Source organism: Moraxella sp. (assembly GCF_030525845.1).
Taxonomy (GTDB): Bacteria; Pseudomonadota; Gammaproteobacteria; order Pseudomonadales; family Moraxellaceae; genus Moraxella.
Map to the genome: position 1 here is coordinate 25,576 of NZ_JAUNDY010000014.1, position 21,528 is coordinate 47,103.

General features: G+C 44.0%; 20 protein-coding genes and 1 pseudogene. 15 read left to right on the plus strand and 6 right to left on the minus strand.

Features of this window, described 5'->3' with window-relative positions:
* Positions 1–12: 12 nt before the first annotated feature.
* The 3 genes from tilS to Q4B79_RS06500 all read left to right on the plus strand — a co-directional run bounded on the left by tilS (position 13) and on the right by Q4B79_RS06500 (position 3,027).
* Positions 13–1,485, plus strand: coding sequence for a tRNA lysidine(34) synthetase TilS (tilS, locus tag Q4B79_RS06490; RefSeq protein WP_303085613.1), 1,473 nt, complete (start codon positions 13–15; stop codon positions 1,483–1,485).
* Positions 1,486–1,573: 88 nt separating this feature from the next.
* Positions 1,574–2,404, plus strand: a complete 831-nt coding sequence (proC, locus tag Q4B79_RS06495; RefSeq protein WP_303085614.1) for a pyrroline-5-carboxylate reductase — start codon at positions 1,574–1,576, stop codon at positions 2,402–2,404.
* Between the two features lie 125 nt (positions 2,405–2,529).
* Positions 2,530–3,027: a YggT family protein gene (locus Q4B79_RS06500; protein ID WP_303085615.1), complete on the plus strand. Its 498-nt coding sequence runs from the start codon at positions 2,530–2,532 to the stop codon at positions 3,025–3,027.
* Between the two features lie 62 nt (positions 3,028–3,089).
* Here the strand turns inward: Q4B79_RS06500 and ribB are convergent, their stop codons facing one another.
* Positions 3,090–4,178: a 3,4-dihydroxy-2-butanone-4-phosphate synthase gene (gene ribB, locus Q4B79_RS06505; protein WP_303085616.1), complete on the minus strand. Its 1,089-nt coding sequence runs from the start codon at positions 4,176–4,178 to the stop codon at positions 3,090–3,092.
* 132 nt (positions 4,179–4,310) lie between these two features.
* On the opposite strand from ribB, the gene xerD reads away from it, so the two are divergent.
* On the plus strand, positions 4,311–5,258 hold the full coding sequence (gene xerD, locus Q4B79_RS06510; RefSeq protein ID WP_303085632.1) for a site-specific tyrosine recombinase XerD: 948 nt from the start codon (positions 4,311–4,313) through the stop codon (positions 5,256–5,258).
* On the opposite strand, the gene Q4B79_RS06515 is transcribed toward xerD, so the two are convergent.
* Positions 5,255–6,553, minus strand: a complete 1,299-nt coding sequence (locus Q4B79_RS06515; protein WP_303085617.1) for a valine--pyruvate transaminase — start codon at positions 6,551–6,553, stop codon at positions 5,255–5,257. The genes xerD and Q4B79_RS06515 overlap by 4 nt on opposite strands.
* Before the next feature lie 112 nt (positions 6,554–6,665).
* On the opposite strand from Q4B79_RS06515, the gene Q4B79_RS06520 reads away from it, so the two are divergent.
* A complete protein-coding gene (locus Q4B79_RS06520) occupies positions 6,666–7,271 on the plus strand; it encodes a class I SAM-dependent methyltransferase (protein ID WP_303085618.1) in 606 nt (201 codons plus the stop codon).
* 3 nt (positions 7,272–7,274) lie between these two features.
* Here Q4B79_RS06520 and Q4B79_RS06525 read toward each other — a convergent pair whose 3' ends face one another.
* Both Q4B79_RS06525 and Q4B79_RS06530 read right to left on the minus strand, forming a co-directional pair.
* On the minus strand, positions 7,275–8,426 hold the full coding sequence (locus Q4B79_RS06525; protein WP_303085619.1) for a DUF1615 family protein: 1,152 nt from the start codon (positions 8,424–8,426) through the stop codon (positions 7,275–7,277).
* A gap of 37 nt (positions 8,427–8,463) precedes the next feature.
* Positions 8,464–9,399, minus strand: a complete 936-nt coding sequence (locus tag Q4B79_RS06530; protein ID WP_303085620.1) for an acyl-CoA thioesterase II — start codon at positions 9,397–9,399, stop codon at positions 8,464–8,466.
* Between the two features lie 153 nt (positions 9,400–9,552).
* Here Q4B79_RS06530 and plsB point away from each other — a divergent pair, with 153 nt between their 5' ends.
* From plsB to Q4B79_RS06555, 6 genes and pseudogenes are all read left to right on the plus strand, one after another.
* Positions 9,553–12,180, plus strand: a complete 2,628-nt coding sequence (gene plsB / locus Q4B79_RS06535) for a glycerol-3-phosphate 1-O-acyltransferase PlsB (RefSeq protein ID WP_303085621.1) — start codon at positions 9,553–9,555, stop codon at positions 12,178–12,180.
* Positions 12,181–12,235: 55 nt separating this feature from the next.
* On the plus strand, positions 12,236–12,685 hold the full coding sequence (locus Q4B79_RS06540; RefSeq protein WP_303085622.1) for an NfeD family protein: 450 nt from the start codon (positions 12,236–12,238) through the stop codon (positions 12,683–12,685).
* A gap of 36 nt (positions 12,686–12,721) precedes the next feature.
* On the plus strand, positions 12,722–13,570 hold the full coding sequence (locus Q4B79_RS06545; protein ID WP_303085623.1) for an SPFH domain-containing protein: 849 nt from the start codon (positions 12,722–12,724) through the stop codon (positions 13,568–13,570).
* A gap of 82 nt (positions 13,571–13,652) precedes the next feature.
* The gene (locus Q4B79_RS06550; RefSeq protein ID WP_303085624.1) at positions 13,653–14,111 is read left to right on the plus strand and encodes an NYN domain-containing protein; all 459 of its coding nucleotides are present in this window, start codon (positions 13,653–13,655) and stop codon (positions 14,109–14,111) included.
* Between the two features lie 65 nt (positions 14,112–14,176).
* Positions 14,177–14,614 (plus strand): annotated as a pseudogene (locus tag Q4B79_RS09660) (OST-HTH/LOTUS domain-containing protein); the annotation flags it as partial.
* 12 nt (positions 14,615–14,626) lie between these two features.
* Entirely contained in the window at positions 14,627–15,235 is a 609-nt protein-coding gene (locus Q4B79_RS06555) for a hypothetical protein (RefSeq protein WP_303085625.1), read from the plus strand.
* A gap of 4 nt (positions 15,236–15,239) precedes the next feature.
* Here the strand turns inward: Q4B79_RS06555 and Q4B79_RS06560 are convergent, their stop codons facing one another.
* Together Q4B79_RS06560 and Q4B79_RS06565 are read right to left on the minus strand one after the other, a co-directional pair.
* A complete protein-coding gene (locus Q4B79_RS06560; protein WP_303085626.1) occupies positions 15,240–15,833 on the minus strand; it encodes a CAP domain-containing protein in 594 nt (197 codons plus the stop codon).
* 65 nt (positions 15,834–15,898) lie between these two features.
* Positions 15,899–16,648: an epoxyqueuosine reductase QueH gene (locus Q4B79_RS06565; protein ID WP_303085627.1), complete on the minus strand. Its 750-nt coding sequence runs from the start codon at positions 16,646–16,648 to the stop codon at positions 15,899–15,901.
* A gap of 105 nt (positions 16,649–16,753) precedes the next feature.
* Between Q4B79_RS06565 and iscX the strand changes: the two genes are divergently transcribed.
* The 4 genes from iscX (at position 16,754) to Q4B79_RS06585 (ending at position 21,064) form a co-directional block, all read left to right on the plus strand.
* The gene (gene iscX / locus Q4B79_RS06570; RefSeq protein WP_029103819.1) at positions 16,754–16,954 is read left to right on the plus strand and encodes a Fe-S cluster assembly protein IscX; all 201 of its coding nucleotides are present in this window, start codon (positions 16,754–16,756) and stop codon (positions 16,952–16,954) included.
* Between the two features lie 302 nt (positions 16,955–17,256).
* Positions 17,257–18,255 (plus strand): galactose ABC transporter substrate-binding protein, encoded by a 999-nt coding sequence (locus Q4B79_RS06575; RefSeq protein ID WP_303085628.1) that lies wholly within the window; start codon positions 17,257–17,259, stop codon positions 18,253–18,255.
* 37 nt (positions 18,256–18,292) lie between these two features.
* A complete protein-coding gene (locus tag Q4B79_RS06580) occupies positions 18,293–20,518 on the plus strand; it encodes an ATP-binding protein (RefSeq protein ID WP_303085629.1) in 2,226 nt (741 codons plus the stop codon).
* 168 nt (positions 20,519–20,686) lie between these two features.
* A complete protein-coding gene (locus tag Q4B79_RS06585; protein WP_303085630.1) occupies positions 20,687–21,064 on the plus strand; it encodes a response regulator in 378 nt (125 codons plus the stop codon).
* The last annotated feature ends 464 nt before the right edge of the window (positions 21,065–21,528 follow it).

Genomic DNA, 21,528 nt, shown 5'->3' on the forward strand with positions numbered 1-21,528 from the left:
CCATCATCAGTCATGAAACCTTGCCCGATACTGACCGCTCTTGCTCCCCTTGCTCACATCGACCGTCCACTCTATGTGGCGTGTAGTGGTGGGCGAGATTCGCTTGCTTTGGCTTATGGCTGTTTTTTGCTTTATAAACAAGGCAAATTATCCGCCTTGCCGACCTTACTTCATGTTCATCATGGCATGCAAAAGGCGAATGACGATTGGGCGGATTTTGTGGCAAATTGGGCGAGCAGTCATGGGTTTTCTTGTCAAATTTTACCCTTAAATTTAAACAAAAAAACCGAAACCACCGCCCGCCACGCACGTTATCACACCTTAGCCAACGCCATGCATGAGGACGGCGTATTACTGGTGGCTCATCACAGCGATGACCAAGCCGAAACCGTACTTATGCGACTTATCAATGGAGCAGGCGTGCAGGGTTTGTCAGGCATGAGGGCGTGGCAGGTGCGTACTGTGGGCGACAGAGAGCTTGCCATTCATCGTCCGCTCTTGTCCGTCTCTCGGGGGGACATTACCGCCTTTGCTCATGCCCACGCCCTAGCCTATGTGGACGACCCCACCAATGAAGAGAGTGATAATGCCAGAAGTTTTATCAGAAATGAGATTTTGCCACGCCTAACTGTCCTAAACCCCAAAACCACCCAAAACATCGCTCGTAGTGCCGCCCTCATGGCTGATGCTCATGCTCTTATCAGCAAGACGGCTTTTGAGCTGTTTTGTCAATGCGTGATTGCAACCCCTCACACACCTTTTGTAAATCGCCTAAGCGTCAGCAAAATACAAAAGCTTGCAAAACACCAACAATCGGCGATAATACGGTATTTTGTACAAGGGGGCGAGCCATTACCACCCAACCATCAGACCGTTACCGATGTTTTACACCTCATCGCTCGCACCGACGGCGACCATCAGACGAGGATTTTTTGGCAAAATGATGGCGTACAAGACGGTCAGGATTATACCATTTGTCGTTATCAAGACACCCTTTATCGCTATCATCATAAGCTGTTTTTGTTGTTACAAGATGAGCCATACTGTGATGGCGTGTTGCTTGGCGATGATGAAAAAATTCTTTTAAAAAGAAATGCTCAATTTTGTCTGTTTTTTCATTATCATGATGAAGTCAAAGCCCTTTTTTATGGTAAATCTGCCCTGATGAAACCCATCACTCGCACCGATGTGTTATTTATTTATCAGCCCTATGTGGACAAGGAGGGTTATGAGCAAATTGGCTTCATCAAATTGCAAGGTAAAAAACTCTATCAGCACCTACACATTCCCTCATGGCAACGCAAAAGCCTGTGGGCAATTTATGTGAGTGATGAACCTGTGATGATGATGAGTATGGAGCAGATGTGGCTGACAAAAAGTGCAATATTTGATGAGCTAAACCAAGCATTTGCCAGTGGCATGGGGCAGACATGGTTGGCGGTGGATTTATCAAAAAAGCACAGGGCGGATTTGATAAGCGTATAAGCTTGACAATTTTTAGGTAAAGTTTTGCACAATCGGTGCATTTTAGGTACAATAGCAGACGGTTTTTGTTTTAAAATTAGGAAAAATAATGACGGATTTTTTGGCATTAGACGGTAAAAGCATTGTCTTTATCGGTGGTGGCAACATGGCAGGGGCGATGATTGGTGGACTTATAAACGCCAGAGACTCACATGAGTTGAATTTGACCATCGGCGTCTCTGATAAGCACACAGATAAACTGGCACATTTTGCCAAACAAGGCGTACAGACTGCCATGCCTGACACCGCCCACACACTGATTGAAAAAGCTGATGTGGTGGTGCTTGCGGTTAAGCCCCAAGTACTGGCTGATGTCGCCCCCACGCTTGCCCCTTATTTGGCAGATAAGTTGGTTTTGTCAGTACTGGCAGGTGTGAGTGTGGCGACATTGACAAATGCTTTGGGAACAGCTCATGTGGTGCGTGCCATGCCAAACCTACCTGCTTCTGTTGGGGCTGGGGCGACAGGATTGTACGCTTCTGCTGATATTAATGAGGGGAGCCGTGCGATATGCGAGGCAATCATGTCAAGCTGTGGCGTGGCGGTATGGGTGGCAGATGAGGATAAGCTCCATGCAGTTACAGCGGTGTCAGGCTCTGCACCTGCCTACTTTTTTTATGTGTTAGAACACATGACCTCAGAAGCGGTGGCGATGGGATTACCTGTCGATGTCGCACACAAGCTTGCTGTACAAAGCATGATTGGGGCAGGTCTACTTGCCAGACATGGTAATCCCACCGCCTTGCGTGAGGCAGTTACCTCAAAAGGTGGCACAACCGCACAAGCAATCAACTCTTTAAGCCATGACGATGTCGGCGGTGCGTTTGGGCGTGCGATGAGAGCGTGCTACGAGCGAAGTGTGGAGCTAGGAAAACTATAATCATCGCCCATTAGACAATTTTAATCATTAATAAAACCAAGTTAAAACCACTTATGAATCAGCCGATTACCATTTTATTTAATATTGTTGTCAATTTTGCCTTAATCATTTGTTTTTTAAGGTTCATGTTTCAGTTTGCCGAGATTGATAAGCACCACCCCTACGCCAAAGTTACCTACACGCTCTCAGCCATCGTAACAGTATTTGGGCGGATTTTTCCTGATTTGTCCAAAGGTCGATTTAGCACCTCTGCGGTGGTTTTGATGATTTTGCTGACTTTTATTAAAATTGCAGGCATGGCGAGCATTCTGGGTAAGAGCATTACCCCCCTAGTACTGTTTTTAAGTGGCACACTCACAGCGATACTCTCACTCATTGACATGTTTCAGTACATCATCATCGCATCTGTCATCATCAGCTGGATTATCATGCTTGCTCAGGTCATGCACCCACTCATGGACCTCATCACACAGATGGCAGAACCCATCGTTGCTCCATTTCGTAAAATCACCCCCAATTTAGGCATGTTCGATTTCTCAACTTTGGTGGCGATTTTGGCGTTATCACTCTTAGAGATTATCATTCGAATCATCGGTGGAAATATCTTACACATGCTAACCTAGCACCAAAAAACAAAAATCGGCAACAAGTCCGATTTTTGTGTAAATAAAGGATAGAAAATGAGTTAATTTTTCTCGACCATCTCCACGATGTTTAGGTTAAAGCCAGAGATGTTAAACCTCGCCGAACTTGACAAAAGTCGCATGTCACTCACGCCAAGCAGTCGTAAAATCTGCGACCCCACGCCGATGGTGCGATATGGCTCGCTCCCCTCATGAACGCTTGCCCCTGTGTTTGCCTTATCCAACGCACCACTCACATCAAGGGCTTGACCACCATCTATCCACACGAAAACGCCCTGCTCACTACCAGCAATCTCACGCAGAGCCGATTGCATGTCCCAACCACCCTTTATGGTCGCCCCAAACAAATCTTTTAAGGGATTTAGGCTATGTACTCGCACGGTACTGACACCGTTTTTTGGGTCGCCTTTGACTAGGGCGATGTGGGTTTCGCTTGCCCCATATTCTCTAAAACGGTGCAAATCAAAAGTGCCAAATTCGGTATCTAACGTACCACTATCAACCAGCTCAACGGTTTGTTCGTTGGTCATGCGATAATGAATGAGGTCAGCAATCGTGCCAATTTTTAGCCCATGCTCTTTGGCAAATATCTCTAAATCATCACGGCGTGCCATCTCGCCATTTTCTTTGATGATTTCACAAATCACAGCGGAGGGTTCAAGCCCTGCCAGCCGTGCCAAATCACAGCCAGCCTCTGTATGCCCTGCTCTGTGCAAGACACCGCCTTTTTTGGCGATGATGGGGAAAATATGACCAGGGCTGACAATGTCGGTAGGCTTGGCATAAGGAGCGATGGCTCTTTGGATAGTCAATGCCCTATCAGCTGCCGAGATGCCTGTGGTTACACCCTCAGCGGCTTCGATGGAGACAGTAAAGTTGGTGCTAAACTGCGAGCCGTTTTTATCACTCATCAGCCCCAAGTTTAGCTGTTTTGCACGCTCCTGCGTGATGGTAAGACACACCAAACCTCGTGCATGTGTAATCATAAAATTAATCGCCTCAGCACTGATGTGGCTGGATGCAATGACGATATCGCCTTCGTTTTCACGGTCTTCATCGTCCATTAAAATCACCATCTTACCTGCTTTGATGTCGGCGATAAGCTCTTGGGCGGTGTTTAAGGTTGCCATAAATCATCTCTTTTTAAAATTTGCCCTTTAATGGGGGCATATTTAATGGATTAAAGTAAAAAAATAAAAATGATGACTTTAATTTTTGGCATGTTTTGTTACAATAACCAAAATTTTAGCAGTCATACCATCATGAGCAAAGTTCGTGCCACCAAACCACGCCTACCATCATTAACCACCACCGAATCCGACCCAGAATTTTTGACACAATTTCGCATCAATATGCTTGCTCGTGGGCTATCTACTCGCACACGCAATGCCTACATCAGGGATTTGCGAATTTGTATGGCAAGCTCGCCCACTCCTCTACCAAAATGGCAAGAGACGCATGTGGCGTCATGCCTAGTGTACCTACAAGGGCAAGGCAAATCTCCCAGAACACAGGTGCGAGTGCTTGCAAGCCTGCGTCAGTTTTTTTTGTGGCAAGTGGGCGAGGGCTTTCGTGATGATAATCCCTGCCAAAACATCAAAAACCCCAAAACCGACAAGCCCCTCCCCAAAACCCTAAGCGAAAACGACATCACTCGGCTACTAAACTCGCCTGACACCACTACGATTTTGGGACTTCGTGATAAAGCCATGCTAGAAGTCATGTATGCGTGCGGTCTGCGTGTCTCAGAGCTGGTCAATCTCTCGCTTAGCGAACTCAACATGAACGCAGGCTGGCTACAAATCACAGGCAAGGGTAACAAAACCAGACTGATTCCACTAGGCGAATACGCCCTAAATGCCCTCAATGATTACCTTGCTCATCGCCATGAGCTGACCTTAGGCAAAAGCGGACAATTGTCAGACACAGAATGTCAGGCGGTGTTTTTGACTGAGCAAGGAGGCTACATGACAAGACATAATTTTTGGCATTTAATCAAAAAATACGCAACATGGGCAAACATCGCCATCGACATCTCGCCTCACACGCTCCGCCATGCTTTTGCCACACACCTACTCAATCATGGAGCTGACTTACGCAGTGTTCAGCTTTTGCTGGGGCACAGCGACTTATCCACCACGCAGATTTATACCCATGTCGCCACAGCCAGACTGCAAACTCTGCATGCCGAGCATCACCCCAGAGGCTAAATACCGTAGGCTTCTTTGACGGTCTTAGCGATGACTGCAATGCCCTGTTCTAGCACCTCATCTGATTGGGCGATACTCATGCGAATGCACTCATGAGCATGCCTAAACTCACTAATATCCACTCCCACAAAAAAATGTTCGCCTGGTATAATCAGCGTGCCTTGTTGTTTTAGTCTCTCGTACAGCTCTTGGGTACTGATGGGCAGCCCCTCAAACCAAATCCACAAAAATATCGCCCCTTCTGGCTTGTGGATTTTTACCTGTGGTAAATCGCCAAAAGCTTGCTTTAATAGACAAATGGCGGTATTTGCTTGTTTTTTATAAAACGGACGGATATGCTCTAAGGATAGTGATTTTAGGCGGTCATCACGCAAAAGCGGTGCGGCAATCGCACCCCCAAAACGACTTGGGGCAAGATTAACGATGGCATTTAGACTGCTGATGGCTTTGATGATGTCAGGACGTGCCACCACAATGCCAGTTCTTACCCCAGCAAGCCCTATCTTTGACAAACTAAAACACAAGATAATGTTATCATGCCATGTCAGCATCGCATGACTATGAATGATATTAGGAAAAGGCATGCCATAGGCATTGTCAATGATGAGCGGAATGTCATACTGCTGGGCGATGGCATCTAACCGTACCATTTCGTCGTCGGTTAGGACATTGCCTGTGGGGTTGGTGGGGCGAGAGACACAAATCGCTCCGATTTTATTGTTTTTAAGTTCATCTAAATTCTCCAACGCCTCAAAATCCACCACGTACTTAAAAAATCCCGCCTGTCCATCATGCTCACAAAGTTGGATATGAGGCTTGATGCCAATAAAATGCTTGCCCGCCACATGAGCATCGGCATAGCCCACATACTCAGGTGTCAAGGGCAATAAAATGGATTTATCGCCATCATCAAACGCACCCCCAAATAAATTAAACAAATAAAAAAAGGCGTTTTGCGAGCCGTTGGTTAGAGCGATATTATCCTTTGTGATGTGCCAATCATAATGACGATTAAAAAACGCCACCAACGCCTCAATAAACTTAGCATCCCCTTGCGGTGTCGAATAATTACCCACGCTGTCTAGGGCGATGTTTTTGGCGGTGTCTTGCTCGCTTTGGACGATGTTGCCTAACACCTCATGATACACCCTGCTAACCTCCTCGATGTAAGCAGGGTTGCCACCGCCTAGCATGTTGATGGGCTTGTTGCTGTTTAGGGCATTGCCCAAATCGTCCATGAGTTGCAAAATACCGCTGTTTTGGGTGAATTTTTTACCAAATTTTGAAAAATGCATGATTGAACCCCAGATGAGAAATGGGGCTATTTTAACATTTTTCTTGGGGCGTTGTCTTGTTTTGAGGGTGGATTGGGTTATAATATGGCAATTTTTATGACTTGGAAAAATCATGCACATCATTGACCCAGTTTTATTAGAAAAATCAAATGCTTGGCGAAAGGATATCAGCTTTACCCAAGAAGTTTTGGGTAAACCCTTTACCTTTAACAGCACTTGGGGGGTTTTTAGCCCTGAAAAGCTGGACGAAGGTAGCCTCATGCTTCTTGATTATATTGATTTTAAGGCAGACGATAACTCCATTGATTTAGGCTGTGGTGTGGGCGTGCTGGGCATGACTGCCAGCCGTGAATGCCCAAAGGGTCAACATTTGCTCATTGATAAAGACTTTGTGGCGGTGGAGTACGCTCGCCTAAATTGCCAAAAAAATGGGCTGACCAATACCGAAGTCATGCTCTCCAACGGCTTTGCTCATGTACCAAAAGAGCGAAAATTTAGCCTTGTGATGAGCAATCTACCTGCCAAAGCGAGCAAAGAACAGCATTATCTGTATCTACTAGATGCCTATGAACGCATGGAAGTGGGTGGGCGATTTTATGTTGTTACCATCAATGGGCTTAGGGATTTTATGAAACGCTCGTTTAGTGAAGTCTTTGGTAATGCCGATAAACTAAAACAAGGCAAGACTTACACAGTAACGGTGGCAGTCAAAGAATAAACACTAAGGCAACTTATCCGCCAGCGTCATGCACGCTTCATAACGGCGATTGACGTTGGTGGCATACCAGTTGGTATTTTTATCCTGTTTCATCTTGGTGCTACTGATGACCACCTCTGGCATGATGGCATAAGTGGGCTGTCTTTGGTATTTGGCAACAAACATCTCATTGACCGCAGTGTAGGTGGCCGTGGTCTCAAAACTTGCCTTTTTTTCTTTTTTTAGGTCATGGCGGATTTGGGCGGGCGATAGCGGTGTTTTAGCGGTGGCAAGTAGCTTAACCAAGGCTCGCTCCGTCTGCGAAGTTTGGGAGCTGATACCGCTACCGCTGTATATCAATAAATCTCCATCTAACGCCAAACGCTCCCCTGTCAGGCTTGCCACACGTTTTTGAAAAGCGGCGTTACGACTAGAATACACCCCAGAATTATAATCTGCAAAACGATATAAGGGCTTATCATAATTGGCTTCATATTTCATCAGTCTATGAATGCCATAATACAACCCCCCATACTGTCCATATAGGTCAGCACGAAGGGTGCGGTCATTCATGTTCGCTCGCCTGTTAGCACGAGCATAGTTAATATGCACCTGCATAGAACCTAGTGTGGTGATGGGGTTTAGGCGTTCGTCCACACTCTCGCCAGTCATCTTAGTGAGTGTGTTTAGCCCTGAGACCTTATAGGTGCTCGCAAAATGGTCAAAAATCCGCCAGTATAGCTCATCGAGTTCTTTTTCGGTTTTTACCGCCTTAATCTGACTCATGAAATTTCGCTCTTTGGTGGGGGCGGTGGCAAGCATGGTACGAAACACGCCTGCAAGTGGCTTACCAAGTTTGGATTCTAATTTTTCATCAATGGCTTTTAGGGAAACCTCTCCTAAATTTGGGACGGCAGGGTTGGCATGAAAATTGGATTCTTGGTCAATGACAGCGATGACGGTGCAGATGTTTTGCTTGTCTTTATGCAGTTTTAATTCATCAAAAACCGATGCGATGTCTGATGCCCAGCTTGCCTTATCCTGCGAGCGAGAAGGCATGATTTTGGCGATGTCAGCAGTAGAGAGTGTTGGCGTGGTTGGCACTTCATCGGTGCAAGCACTTAGCACACCCGCCAAAGACAACACAACTGGCAAAAAACAGCGATTTTTTATCATCACAGCCTCCACAATAAATTTAGACCAAACCGCCCATCTAGGAAGTCGTGGTGTAGCATTCTGCATCAATGAGCCTCATTAGACCCTCTTGCTGGGTGGTGGCGACAAGCCTACCATCTTGCCAAAACTGTCCGTGATTTAGCCCCTTAGCATGACTTGTGGTATCGCTCCACATGTCGTACAACAGCCACTCATTGATGTCAAAGGGGCGATGAAAATGCATGCTGTGGTCGATACTCGCCACTTGTAGCCCTTTGGTCATATAACTAAGCCCATGAGACATCAGCCCTGTCCCCACCAAATAAAAGTCCGAAGCAAACGCAAGCAGAGCCTGATGGATAGCCACAGGTTTATCACCTAGACCATTTACCCTAAGCCAATTGGCTTGGCGTGGTCGCATGGGCTTGGGGTGTATGGGATCTCTTGGTTCAACAGGCTTTATCTCAATATGTCGTTTACGCAGATAACGCATTTTTAGAGCCTCTGGAATCTTACCGACATGCTCATCTTTGAGTTCTTGTTCGTTTTTTAGGGTGTCAGGGTGCGGATAGATGGGCATTGGCTCTTGATAATCTAACCCACCCTCCATTGGCGAAAATGACGCAATCATACTAAAAATAACCTGCTCAGTCGTGCCTAAGTCAGGATTGGCTGGGTCGATTGGGACATTTTGTACCGCCACTATCTCCCTTGCCGACAGACTTCTGCCATCTCGTAGACGGCGAACTTGATAAATAACGGGCAGTCTGACATCGCCCCCTCTTAAAAAATACCCATGAAAACTATGACATGGCTTATCCTCCACCAGCGTCAAAGCCCCTGCCATCATCGCTTGGGCAAGCACCTGACCGCCAAATACCCTCGCCCCCACATAGTCAAAACTGGGTGCTTGATACACATTAGGAGCAAGCTCGGTAAGCGTTAGTGTATTCATCAAATCATCAATCAGGCTTTGTTGGGTGGCGTTCGGCATAAGATTTTCCAAATAAAAATTAAGCTTTTTAAGTATAACAAATTTTTTATCTATTTTTTATTTAAAAATGGTAAAATAAATTAAGGCATGCTAAGTATTTATTGCACAAGTTTGCAGTACGCTATTTTTTATTTTTAAATCATGTGATGTTTTATGCTAAAACTCCCGAACCTATCCCAAATCTTTGGCAAAAAAACCAAAAACGCCCCTCTACTCGCTGAACAAACCGCCAAAAAAATAGAAAACAAGCCCTCCACCTATCGCCACCTATCAGGCAAGGGGTTATCGCTTGCAGTCAAGGCACAAGTGCTGGGCGAGATTCCCTCCATTGATGATGATATCCCCACATTTTATGTTCTGCGAGAGTACTCTCGCTCCAACAGTCTGCTTGTGGACATAAAAACTCGTGAGCTTGGCTTGCCATCGGCTCTTGCCTCCACACGCACTGGCAGTATCCATGAAAGTGCCTCTGTGATTTTTTTAAAACATCGTCACAGCTCATCTCATGTGCCATCGCCACGCCTTGAAAGACTGGTCGAGGCATGCCTAAATGACCCTAGCCTAAACATACGCCTCATTCCCGTAACTATCCTATGGGGTCGTGCCCCTGATAAAGAAGACAGCCTGCTTCAACTGCTCATGGCGGACGAATGGGATAGCCCCAGTATCCCCAAACAGCTCTTTAACATCGGCGTGATGGGGCGTGATACGGTGGTGCAATTTGCCACCCCAAAAGATTTACAAACCCTCATACACGACACCCAAACCGCCGAAGATGACAATGACATCAGCGCCAGAGCTTTGACGCAGTCCATTTGTGTTCGCCTAAAAGGTTTTTTGGATAAGCAACGCACCAGCATCATCGGTCCTGACTTGTCTGACAGACGCAACGTTACCGAACAAATCCTGTCATCTGCTACCGTCCAAAATGCCATCGAACATGAAGCACGTGTCAGCCACAAATCCATCAATGAAATCAAAAAAGAAGCCTCAAATTACATCGGCGAGATTACCAGCGACTATTCACATTCTACCGTGCGACTGTTTGACCAATTTTTAACACGACTGTGGACTAGGCTATATGACGGCGTAGAGGTTAGGCATTTTGAGCGTGTTCGCCAGCTTGCACCCGACCATCAAATCATCTATGTGCCGTGCCACCGTAGCCACATGGATTATTTGCTATTGTCTTATGTCATCTATAAGCGTGGACTTCGTATCCCTCACATCGCTGCTGGCGACAACCTAAACATTCCCATCGTGGGTGGACTGCTCAGAAGTGGCGGTGCGTTTTTTATGCGTCGTAGTTTTAAGGGTAATGCCCTATACAGCACCGTTTTTAAAGAATACCTACACACGCTCATGCAACGAGCCGCCCCTATTGAGTATTTTGTGGAAGGGGGGCGTTCTCGTTCAGGTCGCCTGCTACCGCCCAAGCTGGGTATGCTCGCCATGACCGTAGGTAGCTATCTAAGAGACCCTGCCAAACCTGTGGTGTTTATCCCCACCTACATCAGCTATGAGCGAATCATGGAAGGGGCAACTTATGTGGGCGAACTAAAAGGCAAACCCAAAGAGTCCGAAAATCTCCTTAGCCTCATCAAGACCGCCCAAAAAATCGAGCGTATTTTTGGTACAGTACATCTATCCTTTGGCGAACCGCTTTATTTGGCAAATTTTTTAGAAAAATTTAATGTCAAAACCAACCAAGAAGCCTCCACACTAAGCCTTGATGACCAAGAAACCAACACCGAGCAAACGCACGCCATGATTGCCAACATCGGCGTAAAAATCATGCAACACATCAATAAGGCAGCGGTAGTAAATCCTGTCTCACTGCTTGCTTTGGTGCTACTCTCCACCCCAAAATCCGCCCTAGACGAAGAAGGGGCTATCGAGCAAATCGCCCTATATCAGCGTATCGCCCAAGCCCTACCTTACGATGACGACACCTTTGTAACCGACATGTCACCGAAGGATATTTTGGCGTATGGCTTACAACTCAAACTCATCGAACGCACCCCTCATATCTTGGGCGACGTGATACGAGTGGCAGACAAGCAAGCTCCTCTGCTTAGTTATTTTAAAAACAACATCTTACATGTGTTTATCCTAGCTAGCCTCATCGCTGCCCTCATCCAAAGAAATGGGCGCATGCACCAAAGCGAGCTTTTGAATATTGGCGAGCTACTCTATCCCTTTTTGCAGACCGAGTTGTTCTTAAAGTTCCCCCAACGCAATATCCATCAAACCATCGACAACATTCTAAGTGTCCTAATCGCCGAAAATGTCGTGGTAAAATGGGAAGATGGACTGTTTAGCACGCCTGAGACCAACTCCTTAGCCTACCAACAACTCATGACGCTTGCCAGCTCCGCCCAGCAGAGCCTTGAACGCTATTTTATGGCATTAACCCTCCTGTCTGAGCAAGGTAGTGGTCGCCTAAACAGCGAACAGGTCGTAAACCTCTGTTATTTCTTGGGTCAGCGTGTCTCGGTGCTGTATGCTGATGATTTGCCTGACATGTTTGATAAGGCATTATTTAAGAGCTTTATTGACACATTAGTGCGTATGGATTATGTACAAATTGACACCAAAACAGCCATGATTCATTTTGATGAGCGTATTGACAAAATCGCAGAACACGCCAAATTTGTCCTAAATCCTGACATGATAGAGCTACTACGCCACAGTGCTCATCTTAGTCATGATGACATCAGTACCGTCATGAATCAAATGAACTCAAAACATAAATTCGGACGCACACCCACAGGTAAATGATTGCAATTCACATCTGGATATTATATAGTAACCCAAAACACCACGAGGATAAATGATGAACATGCAACCTTGGCAATGGCTGATTTTTGGCTTAGTTTTGATGATACTTGAAATCTTTGTGCCGACATTTTTCTTGTTGTGGTTTGGACTATCAGCAGTCATCATTTCGCTTTTTGCGTGGATGATTGGCATGTCATTGACCATCAGCGTCATCGCTTGGCTTATCTTGTCAGTCATTATCTGTATTTTATGGTTTAAATTTATCCAGCCCCACATCAAAAACCGCACCACCGCAGGGCTAGGTGGTAGCGTCATCATCGGTGAGATTGGTATGCTAACCCACGCCCCCACATCGGACAGACTAGGCAAGGTACGATTTAGCGTCCCAAAAGTCGGCTCTGATGAATGGGCTTGCCGTGCCGTTGATGGCGAAATGCTAAACGCAGGCGATAGAGTGATTGTTACGGCTGTATTGGGCAATGAATTGGTTGTCAAACGAAAATAATGGGGATAGCCCCTCACTTATAAATTAGGAGTAAAAATGTCAGTATTATTTGTATTAGTCGCTTTTGTGGTGTTTACCATCTTTAAAGGGGTACGCCTTGTCCCTCAGGGCTACAAATGGGTCGTACAACGACTGGGTAAATACCACCAAACCCTAGAACCCGGTCTTAACTTCATCATTCCCTTTGTTGATACGGTCGCCTACAAAATCACCACCAAAGACATCGTGCTTGACATTCCAAGCCAAGAAGTCATCACACGAGATAACGTGGTCATCATTGCCAACGCTGTCGCCTACATCAACATCATTCAGCCTGAATACGCCGTCTATGGTATTGAGGATTATGAATATGGTATCCGCAATTTGGTACAAACCTCGCTACGTTCCATCATTGGCGACATGGATTTTGATGCCGCCTTATCCAGTCGAGACCAAATTAAAGCACAACTTAAACACGCCATCTCTGATGACATCGCAGATTGGGGCATTACCCTAAAAACAGTCGAAATCCAAGACATCAGACCCTCACACACCATGCAAATGGCAATGGAAGAACAAGCCGCCGCCGAACGCCAGCGCCGTGCGATGGTAACACGTGCCGACGGTCAAAAACAAGCCGCCATCTTAGAGGCAGATGGTCGCTTAGAAGCCTCTCGCCGTGATGCCGAAGCACAAGTAGTGCTAGCTCGTGGTTCAGAAGAGTCTATCCGCCTCATCTCATCAGCGATGGACGGCAAAGAAATGCCTGTGGTGTATCTACTTGGCGAACAATACATCAAAGCCATGAATGAAATGGCACAATCTGACAACGCCAAAACCGTCGTCCTACCCTCCGATATCCTAAACACCGTCAAAGGACTGGTGGGCGATAAATTAAAAGGCTAACCCAATACACAAACCCACCAACGTGGGTTTGATTTTATCATAACACCATCTTAATAATGGCTTTTCTCGGAAAATTAAAATCATGTTTAACAACATTGCCGTACTCATCGATGCTGATAACATCAGTGCCAATAAAGCAGATTGGATTTTTAATAAAATCAGTGAATTAGGCACAATCGGCATTAAGCGAATTTATGGCGATTTTACAAAGTCGCATTTATTACCTTGGGAGACACCCACCCTAAAATACGCCATCGAAAAACAACACCAAACCAGTTATAGCACAGGCAAAAATTCCAGCGATATTGCATTGGTTATTGATGCCATTGACTTATGGCACACCAAAAATTATGACGCTTTTTGTATTATTTCATCTGATAGTGATTTTATCAGATTGACGGTACGCCTAAGACGTAATGGCGTGCAGGTTTTTGGATTTGGCGAGGACAAAACCAACACAGCGTTTCGCCAAGCCTGTTCAAAATTTTTTAATGTCAGTAGCATTACAACACCCAGCAACCCCCCCCTCTCACTTCCTTAACCACATCAACCAAACAATCTGCAAAACACACCAAAACTCAACTCAAAGGCGACACCAAATTACTAAACGCCCTGCGTGATAGCATTCAAAAAAATAAAGCCGATGAAAATGGCTGGGTAAATTATGCTGTTTTTTCATCATATCTACAAAAACACCATTCAGACATTAACCCTCAAAATTATGGCTATGATAAGTTTTATGAGATTATTGATCGAATAGACTTATTTGAAGGCAAAAAAGAAAACTCTACCATATTTATTAGACAAAAACCCACTCAAAACAATGGTGTCAATAGCCAATATTCAAAAGAAAAATTATTACAAGACACCAATTTAATAAACGCCATCAAAGATGGTATTACCAAAACTTCGGTAAATGGCTGGGCAAATTTTACCAATTTTACCCAATACCTAAATGTCAATTACCCAAACATCAAACCCAAAAATTATGGCTATAAAAAATGGCAAAGTCTCATTAATAAAATAGACTTATTTGAAATAAAAAAAGAGGATAATGTGCCATTTATCCGTGAAATCTCAAATGATAAATCCACAGTAGCCAATACCAAAATCCACAACCAAAAATTGCTCGATGACATCACACAAATCATCAATGAAAACACCACTCGCACTGATGAATGGGTACATATCGGCTATCTAGGAAGTCAATTAAAAAACAAAGGATACAACCCAAAAGACTTAGGCTTCAAAACATTTGGACTGCTACTTGCAAATGCTTGGGGTATTACTCACAAAAAGGTAGGTAGCGGTGATTATTTTACGCTCGCCGACCAGTCAAACATACAACCTGCCAATAAAACAAAAGCCATAAAACCCAAATATAATCTGGATTTACAATCAACGCATTTTTATCAAATTTTATTAAGAAATAAGATGGTCATCAGCCATAAAATTCAGCAGTTTTTAGATGGCGGTCAAGAGATTGATATTAATGATTTTTTAAATTTGATTATTAAAAACATACCAAAAGAGATGATGTTAGATGATAAATCAAATCATGAGTGTTTTTTGATGTTTATTGAATATGAATTGATACAATTTAAATTAATATACAAAGACAATAAAGCCATCTTTGCCCACGAATACACCATTAAGCCTCATTGACAGATTAATGGTTGGAGTTACCCCCAAATGCGGCAGGAGATTTGGTGTTGTCCGCCCCCAAAATCTGCACCCAATAATACTTATATTGGCTTTTTGGGGCATACACCAACCCCATGCCGATTTTGGTATGATTGGCATTCATCATGGCATGATAATGCGTTGGACTGTTTTTAAACTGCAAGATAACATCGCTGGCACGTGCCTTGCCTGCTGCGATATTTTCATTAGCACCCCTACCGACACTCATGCTCGTATAATACATTTCACCATTGGGTCGCTCATGGTCAAATTTTTGAACAATCTCATAAGCTCGCAATTGGGCATAAGCAGATAAATTTTCGTCATAGCGAAGTACAGACAAGCCGTTTTTGGCACGCAGGGCATTGGTAAGATTGATGGCTTTTAGGATTTCAGCGTGTTGGTTGTCGGTGGGTCGCTCCACAAATAGACTAATCGGCACAGCTGGCGTGGGTGGTGGCATGATAATCACGTAGGGCTGATAAATAGCGACAACGCTTTGTTGGTATTTAATAAACTCGGCATTGGCAATACCAAAAGTAGCAAGCACCGCCACCAATAAGACAGGTTGTAATTTCATCACAAAATCCATCAATCTTACCAATAAAAAGCAAGGCATCAATACCTTGCTTCATCGCTTTACCATTACTTGTCATCATCGCCATAATATTTGACACCGATTTTAATTGGCTCTCTTCCTTGACTACGGCGAAAATTATTGGTATCACGCAAAGAGTAGGCACAGCCACAATATTCTTGTTGGTAAAAATGCTCACGCTTACTAATTTCAATCATACGACTGCTACCACCGCCTTTTCGCCAGTTAAAATCCCAATAATCGAGACCCTCATAAGGGGCAACGGCACGGTGTCCGCAATCGTTGATTTGTGCCATGTTTTTCCAGCGACTGATGCCAAGCGAGCTGGTCATCACAGGAAAGCCATGCTCATGGGCGTATAGGGCGGTGCGTTCAAACCGCATATCAAAACACATGGTGCAACGGCGACCCCGCTCTGGGTCTTGCTCCATGCCTTTGGCACGGGCAAACCAATTATCCATGTCATAATCAGCATCAATAAATGGTATGCCGTGTTTTTCGGCAAAGGCGATGTTTTCGTTTTTGCGGATTTCGTATTCTTTTTTGGGGTGAATGTTGGGGTTATAAAAATAAATGGTAAATTCAATACCGCTTGCCAGCATTGCCTCCATGACTTCGCCCGAGCAGGGGGCACAGCATGAGTGCAGTAGCACTTTTTTGTGTCCGTTTGGCGGAATCAAAATTTCACGGTCAATGGGCGTTAGGTGTGGGTTGGTTGGGTCGGCTTTGGCAATTTGGGGCTTGCCTTTTTTTTGTCCGTTTTGGGATTGTTGGGGGGTGTGGGTTTGTACAGTCATGATTTTTAAAGATAATGATGATAAATTAAAATGGCGGTTATTATAGCATTGATTAAAAAAATTTGTTAAAATTTGTATAACTTTCACTTTAAAAAAAGGTTTTTTATGAAACTTAACTGGCACGACAGCCTTGACATCGCCATTGCGTTGGCAGAAAAGCACCCCGATGTCGATGTGCAATATATCCGCTTTACCGATTTGCACCGTTATGTCTGTGAACTGGACGACTTTGTTGGTGAGCCTGACAAGTCCAACGAAGCAATTTTGGAAGCCATTCAAATGGCGTGGCTTGATGAGTTGGACTGATACCACCCAGACAAAATATCTCCGATTGATAAACAAACTTCATATTATTGTAATATCAATTAAACAAAAATGATAAATTTATGATAGAATAGACAGCCGAAGGTTGCCCAGCCGTTTTTATTAGTAAATAACCAGCAAGGCAATTGCATGAATTTTATGTGGTTTTGGGCAACTTTCGCCCCCCCCCCCCCCGTATTTAATCCGATGAGTGCATTGAGTGGTATGGCTGTTTTTCATGACTTATCAACACCCTTATATAGCCTCTGTTGGCATTCATCATTATTGACATTGATGAGAAAATTATGATAAAGACAGTGCTAAGTGTTGCTATTGCCACACTAATCTTGACCGCATGTGGTCAAGCTCCTACCCCAACCAACCCCCAAGATATCGCCTATCCGACCGCTAATGTAGGGGTTAGCATTACTAATATCACCAACCCATTTTTTAAGAGTGCATTTGATGCTTATCAATCCGAAGGAGATGCTAATCCCTCTTTGACCCTTATCGTTGAACAGGCGGATAATGACCAAAACACCCAAAATACCCAAATTGAAACGATGATCTCCAAAGGTGCAAAAGCCCTAGTACTCAATCTTGCCGATGTATCACAAGGCAAAGCAATCATTGATAAATATTGTGGTCAGGTTGCTCTTGTGTTTTTTAATCGCAATCCAGGCGATAAAGCTCTTGCCCAGTGTGATAGAGCCTACTTCGTAGATGGAGATGCCACCCAAGCAGGAGTGCTACAAGGACTAAAAGTTTTGGAATTATGGAAAGCCAACCCCAACTGGGACAAAAACAACGATGGTAAAATCCAGTTTGCCATGCTAAAAGGCATTCCAGGCCACGCAGGCGCACAGGCTCGCACCAAATGGGCTATTGGTACCATGGAAAACTATCCAACCTTGGGTATTGATGTAGAAGAGATATATGCTGATTTTGCCATGTTTGATAAAGAGCAAGCTCATGCATTGGTGTCATCATGGATAACAGAACCAAAGTTTCCCAATGTGGAGATAATTCTTGCCAATAACGACGCAATGGCACTGGGGGCAGCAAAAGCCCTAGATGAGGCTCAAATTAAGCTACCAATTTTTGGCATTGATGCCACCGCTGATGGATTAAATGCAGTCAAATCTGGTCAAATCACCGCAACCGTACTCAATGATGCCACAGAACAAGCCAAAGTCTCGCTACGTCTTGCTGCTAATCTTGCTGCTGGTACCGACCCATTAGAGGGCATCGACCACAAACTACAACACAAAACCATCAACGTGCCTTACCAAGAAGTAAAATAACAGGCATATTGACACCAAATATTCAAGAGATAACATAATGACTAATACACATCATAATAACGACACCAAGCTAAAAGGCTTGGCAAAATACCGCTCTTTAATTCTATTGGCGACCAGCTTTTTTGGTTTGGTTGCGGTACTCTCTGGTGTAACTTATCTAACCACGAACAAAATCGCAAACGCCACCAAGGAGCTAGAACTCGCCTCCCAACAAACCATCTTGGTGCAACAGCTCTCCAAAAACTTACTTGACCTAAATCTATATCTGAATGATTTGACCAACCAAGATATCAACATCTCTGATACAACAGTCTTTGACCCAGAGCAACAAGCCTTGCCACATGGCACTTATTCACTTGATTTGTTACCACAGACAGGGATTTATCAATTAGAAGAAATCGGCAAACAAACCCAAACCTTTACCAACATGCTAAATGCCCTAAAACATGGCGGTGTCGCACAAGATGTTTTGGGTAATGCTGTCAATATCAACACCGTTACCGACCCCAAACTCAAAAAAATACTTGACGAAATTGAAACCATTTGGACACCGTTTTTGGGTCTTTTAAATAACTTCGTCAATGACACCAAACAAGGCATCATCAAAAAACAAACCTCCGATTATTTGGTGGACTATGCTCGCCAATACAATCTATCCTTGCAAGCTGAAACCATTGAATTTTCAGGTCGCCAAAACGAGCTGATTCAGTCTGTGGCACACCAACTACGCTTGGGGCAAATCGGTGGTATCAGTGTTGCATTCTTGTTATTTTTGGCCATCGTCTTTGGTTCTCTTCGTCAGCTGGTTCGCACCGATAAACAGCTTGCTGTTGCCCAAAAACAAACCGATGACATCATGCACACGGTAAACGAAGGTCTGTTTTTGATTGACAAAAATCTCATCATCTCCGACCAACACTCCGCCAAGCTAGAAGAGATTTTACACAAACAAAATATCGCTGGACAAAATCTCTACGATATCTTAGAAGGCATGATTAGCGAAAAAGACATGGGTACCACCAAACGTTTTATTGAACAGCTGTATAATATTTGGGTGGTTGAAGAGCTAATCCAAGACCTAAACCCCCTAAAACAAGTCTCGTTGTCATACATTGCCGACAATGGCGTACCTGCCACTAAGTTTTTAGCATTTAATTTCCTTCGGGTGCTTGACGAAGGCACCGAAGACATCAAGAGTGTATTTGTCAGTGTTACCGACATCACCAAAGAGGTAAATCTCCAAAATCAAATGCAAAAAGACAAAGAACAACACAATCGCCAAATTGAAATGATTAGTTACCTATTGAGTGTTGATGGCAGTCAGCTGACTTACTTTATCAATGAAACCAAAGGACGCATCGAGCGAATGAACGATGTGCTTAAAAACCAAAATACAGACAACCCAAAAGCAAAAGCCCAACTGCTGTATCGTGAAATGCACAGCCTAAAAGGCGATGCGTCTGCGGTCAATCTAAACGCACTGGTAGACATTGCTCACAGACAAGAAACCACTCTAAAGCAACTTTTGGAACATACCGACCTAAAAGGCAACGACTTTCTGCCCTTTACCATCGGTCTAAACGAAATGATGGACATGGTGTCATTTATTGAAAGCCTGATTGGACGACTAAATATCGGTAGTAACCCCCAAAACCTCCCCAATCTTGATGTACCCACCAACAACGCCCAAACCACCCAACCCCCAAAAGACCACTGGCAAGGGTATTTTACACAATATGCTAATGACATCGCCAAGCGTCAAAACAAGCAGATCAAAGTACATATAGCAGGCTTTGATGAAGTCAATATCCCAAATGATTTGATGTCTGCCTACAAAGACATTGCCACCCAACTACTCAAAAATGCCATCGTACATGGTATTGAAAATACTGAAGAACGAACCCATAAAAACAAAGACATTACAGGTCAAATTACCCTCAACCTTAGCGAAGATGCCAAAAATCAAAAACTCACCATCAAAGATGATGGTGCTGGCATTAACTGGGAAAAAATCCGCCAAAAAGCTGTGGAGATTGGACAAGCCACCACCGACACCGCCCACAACCTTACCCAAAAAGACCTTGTACGCATCATGTTTTTATCAGGCGTATCCACCGCCAAGACAGTAGATGAAGATGCAGGTCGTGGCGTAGGCATGGACATCATCAAAGCACTGGCAAACAAATACCATGCTAAGATTGGTGTCAGTAGTAAGGCAGACCACTTTACCCAAATTAGCATTACTTTCCCAAAAGACATTTAATACGCCAAGCAAACTTAAAAATTACTACAAAGTTTCTTAGACTTTGACCTTTATGCACAAAAACATTCTCATGCAATAGAAGTTTAGCCTGATACTAACAGGCTTATCAGTCTAACAACGTGTAGTAAATTTCTACTATGGTAGATATAACATCACAGGAAACCAACAATGACATACAAACTTATGATTGTTGATGATTCTAACATCATCAGAAACCGCATTGAAAAAAGCTTCAAACACAGCGAAATCCAAATCGTTGGTACAGCCACTAATGGCGTAGAAGCCCTCCAAAAATTCTCCGAACTAAATCCAGATTTTGTTACGATGGATTTGACCATGCCCGAAATGGACGGATTAGAATGCATTCAACGTATCGTAGCACAAGGCACAGGTGTAAGTATTTTGGTAGTCTCTGCTCTAACGGATAAAGACACCGCCCTAGAAGCCCTACAATACGGTGCTAGAGGATTTATCTGCAAACCATTTGGCGAAGAGGAGCTAAATGCCGCCATCACACGCATGATTAATCTTAAAAAGAAAAAATAATCTTACCTAGCTGACGTGCATTGCGTCAGCTTTTTGACTCTTGCAAAAACCCAAAAAAAGCCAATAATGACGATTTTTGGCGTGTAAATACAGATTTGACCCACCAAATAAAGGATAGCCACCCATCTCACTGGCACGCTTTAACTTCTTATCTCAACAAAAAGAAACTCATGTCTTTGATAAATTATTTAAATTAAAATCGTTCATTTATTAAAAATTTTTAATTTAAAAAATCAAATCAAAATATCAGATTAATGCAATTTACCAAATCATCAATCTTCGCTAGAATACCAATCATACAACAGGCATTTGCCAAAAACATTTTTAACAGTCCTTGGAGTTCATTATGAGCCAACAAAATACCGCAGGCTGCCCATTTCACGGCGGCGTAACCTCAGATCAACAAGGTCCTATGGCTTGGTGGCCAAAAGCCCTAAATCTTGACATTTTGCACCAACACGACA